Raw genomic sequence first — 6,337 nt, forward strand, 5'->3', positions numbered from 1 at the left:
CGGCGCTGAAGGCGGCCATGCGCAACTTCTCAGGTGGCGTCTCCGTCATCACCGCAGGGATAGGCGAAGAGCGTACCGGCGCCACCGTGACCTCCGCAACCGCGCTCGCCGTCGATCCGCCGACCATGATCGTCAACATCAACCGCACATCCTCCACCTGGCCGGTCATCGAGCGCTATCGGCATTTCTGCGTCAACCTTCTGTCGCGCGAACAGCAAAGGGTCGCCGAGCGTTTCTCCGGTGTCGATGGCACCAAGGGCGCCGCTCGCTACGATGGCGCCGAATGGATCCGGCTTGCCAGCGGCGCGTCGGCGCTTGCCGGCGCGCTTGCCGCTATCGATTGCGAGGTCGAGGAGATCATCGAGCGCCATAGCCATGCGATCATCCTCGGTCGGGTTGTGGCGATTACCGCGGGGACCGGCGAACCGATCGTCTACCACAACGGCCGCTACGGCGGCGTGCAGTTCTGACGCTGCTTTCCATGCATGGCACAGAGCGCTGCCACGGATCTCAAATTTGGAATGGGCTCTCTGCAAAGCCACAAAAAGCGGAATAGTTTATCTACATAAAATCCATGCTTTTAATCAACATAATGTCAGGACTTCCCGAGGAAGCCGCAACCGTTGAGGAGCATACGATGACGATCCGCAGACGCACCCTTCTTGCCGCCAGTGCCGCCCTCTTGGCGGCGAGCCAGCTTTCCCTTCCAGCCCATGCGGACGAAACGATGCTGACCATCGGCTACCAGCCCATCGTCGAGCCGTCGCGCGTGCCGCAGGCAGACGGGACCTATGAGAAGGTGACCGGCGCCAAGATCACCTGGCAGAAATTCGACGGTGGCGCAGACGTGATTGCGGCACTTGCATCCGGGTCGATCGACATCGGCTATGTCGGATCCTCGCCGCTGGCCGCCGCCGCGAGCCGCCAAATTCCGCTCGAAACAATTTTCGTCGTCGGCCTGATCAGCGACGCAGAGGCGCTGGCCGTCAAGGGGATCGACAAGCCGGAAAAGCTTGCCGGCAAGAAGATTGCAACGCCCTTCGTCTCGACAGCGCATTACAGCCTGCTCACCGCCTTGAAACACTGGAACATTGACCCGAAGGCGGTTGAAATCCTCAACCTCCGGCCACCGGAGATCGCGGCTGCATGGCAGCGCGGTGATATCGATGGCGCCTATGTCTGGGATCCGGTTCTCTCCGAAATCAAGAAGACCGCGACAGTGCTTGCGACATCGAGCGACGTCGCGAAATGGGGCGGCCCGACCTTCGACGCCTGGATCGTCAGCAAGAAGTTTGCCGAGGAACATCCTGAAATCGTCACCGGCTTCGTCAAGGTGACCGGTGACGCCTATGCGGACTACCGCGCCAAGCCGGAGGCCTGGAGCGCGGGCTCGCCGCAGGCCGAGAAGATTGCACGGCTCACCGGCGCAAAGCCCGAGGAGGTGCCAAACCTGCTAAAGGGCTATTACTTCCCTTCGCTCGAAGAGCAGGCAAGCGCTGATCTTCTCGGCGGCGCGACCGTCAAGGCGATCGCCCAGACCTCGGCCTTCCTGCTCGAACAGGGCAAAATCCCGGCAGTCCTCCCCGACTACGCGCCCTACGTTTCCGCCCGCTGGGCGCAGGAAGCGGCAAAGCTCTCGTTCTGACGTTCACTCAATTGCTGCCCGCCCGGATGAAATCTTCGGGCGGGCGCACTGCGCCATGCCAGGAGAACAGCATGTCCGTCCTCTCGCTTGAGAATGTCACATTGCGATACGCGGCCGATGCCGGCCGGAACACGCCGGTGCTTGCATCGATCGATCTGTCGATCGACCACGACGAATTCGTTGTCGTCATCGGCCGCTCCGGCTCCGGCAAGACCAGCCTTCTCAATCTAGCTGCTGGCTTCGTGAAACCAAGCAGCGGCCGCGTTCGGCTCGATGGCGCGCCGGTCGCCGGCCCAGGGGCAGAGCGCGCCGTCGTGTTCCAGGACGATGCGCTCTATCCGTGGCTGACCGCCCTCGACAATGTCGCCTTTCCCCTGCGCCTGCGCGGTATTTCCAAGGCGGATCGGCTTCGGCGGGCGCGAGCCCTTCTCGATCAGGTCGGGCTCAGCGATGCAGCCGAGCGGCACGTCTGGGAACTCTCGGGCGGCATGCGCCAGCGTGTCGGCATTGCCCGTGCGCTCGCCTCCAGCCCGAAGTTTCTGTTGATGGACGAGCCGCTCGGCGCGCTCGACGCGCTGACCCGCAGCCGTATACAGGGCTTTCTTCTGGACATATGGCAACAGAATAGAGTCGGCGCCCTCCTGATAACCCACAGCATCGAGGAGGCGCTGCTGCTGGCAACGCGGGTTATCGTGCTTGCCCCCAATCCCGGCCGGATCACCAGCGAAATCTTCACGACCTTCGGCCGCGATCACCTCGCAGGGACACCGCTTTCGGAAATCCGCAGCTCAGCCGCCTTTCGCCGGCTGCAGGACGAATTGACCGTGCTCATCCATGCCGAAGAAGAAGAAATTGCCGCATGAGCATCTCGGTTGAAGGCCTGCCGCCCATCATGCCGACGGCACGCGACCTAGACGAGCAACCGGAACAGAGCGCCGACCGACCACCATTGCCGCTTGTCTGGATTTCGCTCGCGACCATTACGGCACTGCTTTTCCTCTGGAGCCTTGCCTCCAGCTATGGTTTCGTCTCGCCGCTGTTCCTGCCGTCACCGGTTGCCGTCTACCAGGCACTCCGGAGCCTTGCCATCACCGGTTTTGTCGATGCGACGCTCGCTGAGCACGTCGGCGCCAGCCTGCTGCGGATCTTCGGCGCCCTTGCCGTCGCTCTCGTCGCCGGCATTCCCGCCGGCCTTGCCATCGGAGCGAGCCGTCTCGGCAAAGGCATCCTCGATCCGATCGTCGAATTCTTGCGACCGCTGCCGCCGCTTGCCTATCTTCCCCTGGTGATCATCTGGCTCGGCATCGGCGAAGCGTCGAAGATTGTGGTGATTGCACTGGCGATGTTACCGCCGGTCATCCTTTCGACGGCAACGGGCGTCCGTTCCGCGTCGGCCGATCACGTCAACGCGGCGCGCTCCTTCGGCGCGTCGCGGCTACAGGTCCTGCGCCATGTCATCGTGCCGAGCGCCCTGCCCTCGATCCTCACGGGAACCCGTATCGCGCTCGGCGCCGGGTGGTCGACGCTGGTGGCGGCCGAACTCGTCGCCGCAACCCGCGGCCTCGGTTTCATGATCCAGTCCGCCGCCCAGTTCCTTGTGACCGACGTGGTCATTGCCGGCATCGTCGTGATCGCCGCCGTCGCCTTCCTGTTCGAACTGGCGGCACGCCTCATCGAGCGCTGGCTGGTGCCCTGGGCGACGCGGCGCTAAGCGGCAAGCCTTAGCCAGTCTTCAGAGTGACCCGGTTCCGGGTTGCGATCAGTCGCGCCGCGGCATAGGTCTGCGTGACGATTTCCGGCACGAGATCGATGTCGGGCAGGCTGCCAACGCCGAGCGGCCCGATTGCGTAGAGATCGCGCGTCGGGCCTCCGCCCGCGAGCACTTCGCCCGCAGGGCTGACGGCAATGCCGAGATCGAGTTCGTCGGGTTCGGCAAGGCCGCCGGAAAAAAGGCTCTGCATCAACGGCGCCTGAAGATCGGGCGCCGAACAACGACAGTCTATCACCTGGTCGGCTGACAGCAGCGTCTCCTGGATTTCACCGGCAAAGCGCACCATCAACCCTTCCGGACGGCGCCGGCCGGCCCAGCCCTTGCGCAGCACGGTCCGCTCGCTGGCAAGCTCCTGCCGGAGACGCAGGTAGAGGGGTGCCGGCAGGCGATTGCGATGGCTGTCGTAGATCGACCGCAGGTGCCGGTTAAAGCGATGTTTTTCTTCCTCTGGCAGCGCCTGCCAGAGGGACCGCGCCCGTCGGCGCAGGCCGTTCATGGCCGCCTGCCAGCCGAGCCCTGCCTCTTCTGCTTCGGCACAGGCCTGCCGGACGAAGCGAACGATCTCGCCGAGCCGCGTCGGCATCGGCTCGACCGGAAATGTCGGCGCTGCCGAAAGACGGGTATGCGGCTGCGGCAGGAAACCATGGCGGGAGAGGATGGTGACCTCGCCGGCAAAGCCGTTATCGCGAAGCTGCAACAGGCGGTCGACCACCCGGACTCCGCTACCGAGCAGCACCGTGTGGCGCGGCACGACGAGACGACGGGCGCGCACCAGTGGCTTTTTCTCGTCGGCGACTTCCATCTCGCCGCGGCGCAAACCAAAACCAGTCGCCAGCACAACGGCGTCGCATTCCACCGTCGCGTTGTCCTGCACCACGAGAAAGCGCCCATTAGCCTGCTTGCGAAGACCAAGCACCGCCTGACAGGAGAGCTGCATCGAAATATCCGGCCGGCGCGTCAGCGCCTCGGAGAAGCGCTGGTAAACGTAGTCGCTGAAGATGCTCTTCGGCACGAAGATCTGCTGGAACCCGGGAATGGCGGCCGGCACGGCGGCGCGAAACTCGGCATTGGCCGAGAGCCAGTCGTTGAAGTCTTCGGGCTGACCGGCGGCCACCGAAAGGTCGCGAACGCGGCTGTTGAGGATTTCGCCGCTCTGGGCGGCCGCCAGGACCTGCCCGCCGCTGATCGTCGGTTGCGGGTCGAAGAGATGGACGTGAAAGGCGGCCCGCACAGACTTCATCAGGGCGATAGCCATCATTACACCGGAAAAACCGCGGCCGACGATGGCGATATGCGGCTTGCCCCTGGAAGCCATTTCCGTCGGAGACGTCTTGGCAAACAATCCATGGACAGTCATGTGCACTCTCCTATGGCCGGCCCCGCCGGCAAAGTTTGAAATGCATGGCTGTTTCGGTCCTCAACGCAGACACCGACCGAATTGTGAGGGTATCGGCGACCATCTGCAGGGTCGCGAGAAGATATCCCGCAAGGACGGTCGAGCCCGTATGTCCTATCCCGGCTGGCCTGGCACCTTGGCGCATGCGCATCCCAAGACGGTATATTCTATAAACTTTGTGCGTTATTAGAGCGCGAAACGGCGCCGACATCAAGGGCCGTGTGACACGACCACGCAAAGCGGTCTCCCTCGCCATGCCCTGGAGCGTTCAAGCCACGCCGTTTGGCAAGGGTAACTGCTCTGAAAATTCGCCCGGCTGCGCACGTGCAAACTCCCGACGCGAAATCCCGTTCAACACCCTCCATAGGTCATAGCCATGCGACCAGCGGCCAAAACCACTGGCAATGTTGATGTGCCCGGCATGGCCAAGATCGACGAGGCGGCTGCCCCAGCGGGTCGAAAAATGACGCAGGCGGTCGAAAGGCATATGGGGGTCGTTCAGGCTGCCGACGACGAGGCTCGAAAAAGGCAAGGGCAGATCGGGCATCGACCCGAAATCCGATGGCACCCGGATGAAGCCGATCGGTCGGACCGAGATCGCACGGCGCGACGAGCAAGGCGCTGCGCACCTGCCGGGCGAGCGGGCGCCGCACGAGATTGGCGACCAGAAGGCAGCCGAGGCTGTGGGCCACGAGGTCGACTGTTCCATGCCGGAAGATCTCGTGTTCGAGCCTGTCGCGCCAAAGATCGAGCCTCGGGCGATCCCAATCGTCCTGTTCGACAAGAACCGCCTGCGGATTGTCATTGAGCCAATGGCGCTGCCAGTGGCCGCTGCCCGATCCGAACAGCCCGGGAATGATGAGCGTTGTTGCCATGACATCAGCCGCTTACAAGAATGTTTCAAAGTAACGGCCGCGCATTCTGCCGCGCCCGATTCATGGCTTGATTATGGAAGAGCGGGACACAGCGCGTAAGCAAGGAACATTCAATATCTATAAATTCTATAGCATAACTTTTCAGCTGCATCGTTTGCCTTCCATCATTTTAGATGTCAGGCATGGAACAAAGTTGGGAGCAGAGTGTTTCTTGAGACGCGGTCAGAAGCGAAAATCAGTTTCCCTTCCGGCCGCCGAAGCGTCAAAAATTTGCGTTGTTGGAGCCCATGAAATTGGTAGTTTGGCGCCGAAAGATACCGGCGCTCGAACAAGCCGGCCAACCGGCGGTTTGAAGATCGGTTTGGATGAGGGGATAGCGCAGCCGCTCGCGGCTGCGGGGCTAAGAGGTGACCGAAAGGTGACGGAGCGACGCAATGGGGACCGGTGGCGATTTCGCCAGCCGAGTGTTTTGCCTGGATTTGGATTGTCGCTCGGGATCACGCTGAGCTGGCTGGTTCTGATCGTGTTGATCCCGTTGTCGGGACTGGTGTTTCGCGCCAGCGGGCTCGGCTGGGCGCAGTTCGTGGCGCTGGCGCTTGATCCGCGCACGCTCAATGCCTTGAAGATCTCCTTCGGCACGGCCTTTATCG

The 6,337-nt window shown here is 62.7% G+C and carries 6 protein-coding genes and 2 pseudogenes; 5 read left to right on the forward strand and 3 right to left on the reverse strand.

What is annotated here, in order from left to right:
• Positions 1 to 17 precede the first annotated feature (17 nt).
• The 4 genes from IB272_RS33670 to IB272_RS33685 all read left to right on the forward strand — a co-directional run bounded on the left by IB272_RS33670 (position 18) and on the right by IB272_RS33685 (position 3,356).
• A complete protein-coding gene (locus IB272_RS33670) occupies positions 18 to 470 on the forward strand; it encodes a flavin reductase family protein (protein WP_234798818.1) in 453 nt (150 codons plus the stop codon).
• Positions 471 to 637: 167 nt separating this feature from the next.
• Positions 638 to 1,645 carry a taurine ABC transporter substrate-binding protein gene (gene tauA / locus IB272_RS33675; RefSeq protein ID WP_192445825.1) on the forward strand — a complete coding sequence of 336 codons (1,008 nt, stop codon included), beginning with the start codon at positions 638 to 640 and terminating at the stop codon, positions 1,643 to 1,645.
• A gap of 71 nt (positions 1,646 to 1,716) precedes the next feature.
• Positions 1,717 to 2,508 (forward strand): ABC transporter ATP-binding protein, encoded by a 792-nt coding sequence (locus tag IB272_RS33680; RefSeq protein ID WP_192445826.1) that lies wholly within the window; start codon positions 1,717 to 1,719, stop codon positions 2,506 to 2,508.
• A 29-nt stretch (positions 2,509 to 2,537) separates the two neighbouring features.
• Positions 2,538 to 3,356 (forward strand): ABC transporter permease subunit, encoded by an 819-nt coding sequence (locus IB272_RS33685; RefSeq protein WP_246810514.1) that lies wholly within the window; start codon positions 2,538 to 2,540, stop codon positions 3,354 to 3,356.
• 10 nt (positions 3,357 to 3,366) lie between these two features.
• Here the strand turns inward: IB272_RS33685 and IB272_RS33690 are convergent, their stop codons facing one another.
• The 3 genes and pseudogenes from IB272_RS33690 to IB272_RS35725 form a co-directional block, all read right to left on the reverse strand.
• A complete protein-coding gene (locus tag IB272_RS33690) occupies positions 3,367 to 4,773 on the reverse strand; it encodes an FAD/NAD(P)-binding protein (protein WP_192445828.1) in 1,407 nt (468 codons plus the stop codon).
• A 307-nt stretch (positions 4,774 to 5,080) separates the two neighbouring features.
• Positions 5,081 to 5,359: an alpha/beta hydrolase gene (locus tag IB272_RS35720; RefSeq protein ID WP_348646844.1), complete on the reverse strand. Its 279-nt coding sequence runs from the start codon at positions 5,357 to 5,359 to the stop codon at positions 5,081 to 5,083.
• 103 nt (positions 5,360 to 5,462) lie between these two features.
• Positions 5,463 to 5,687: pseudogene (locus tag IB272_RS35725) on the reverse strand (alpha/beta hydrolase); the annotation flags it as partial.
• A gap of 418 nt (positions 5,688 to 6,105) precedes the next feature.
• Between IB272_RS35725 and IB272_RS35250 the strand changes: the two are divergent.
• A pseudogene (locus IB272_RS35250) lies at positions 6,106 to 6,337 on the forward strand (molybdate ABC transporter permease subunit); the annotation flags it as partial.

Origin of the sequence: Ensifer sp. ENS08, assembly GCF_014852195.1 — a bacterium.
Lineage (GTDB): Bacteria > Pseudomonadota > Alphaproteobacteria > Rhizobiales > Rhizobiaceae > Ensifer > Ensifer adhaerens.

Excerpts from the sequence above, each read along its gene's own strand:
- IB272_RS33670 (WP_234798818.1), top strand. The coding sequence starts at position 18 with ATGCGCAACTTCTCAGGTGGCGTCTCCGTCATCACCGCAGGGATAGGC.
- tauA (WP_192445825.1), top strand. The coding sequence starts at position 638 with ATGACGATCCGCAGACGCACCCTTCTTGCCGCCAGTGCCGCCCTCTTG.
- IB272_RS33680 (WP_192445826.1), top strand. The coding sequence starts at position 1,717 with ATGTCCGTCCTCTCGCTTGAGAATGTCACATTGCGATACGCGGCCGAT.
- IB272_RS33685 (WP_246810514.1), top strand. The coding sequence starts at position 2,538 with ATGCCGACGGCACGCGACCTAGACGAGCAACCGGAACAGAGCGCCGAC.
- IB272_RS33690 (WP_192445828.1), bottom strand. The coding sequence starts at position 4,773 with ATGACTGTCCATGGATTGTTTGCCAAGACGTCTCCGACGGAAATGGCT.
- IB272_RS35720 (WP_348646844.1), bottom strand. The coding sequence starts at position 5,359 with ATGCCCGATCTGCCCTTGCCTTTTTCGAGCCTCGTCGTCGGCAGCCTG.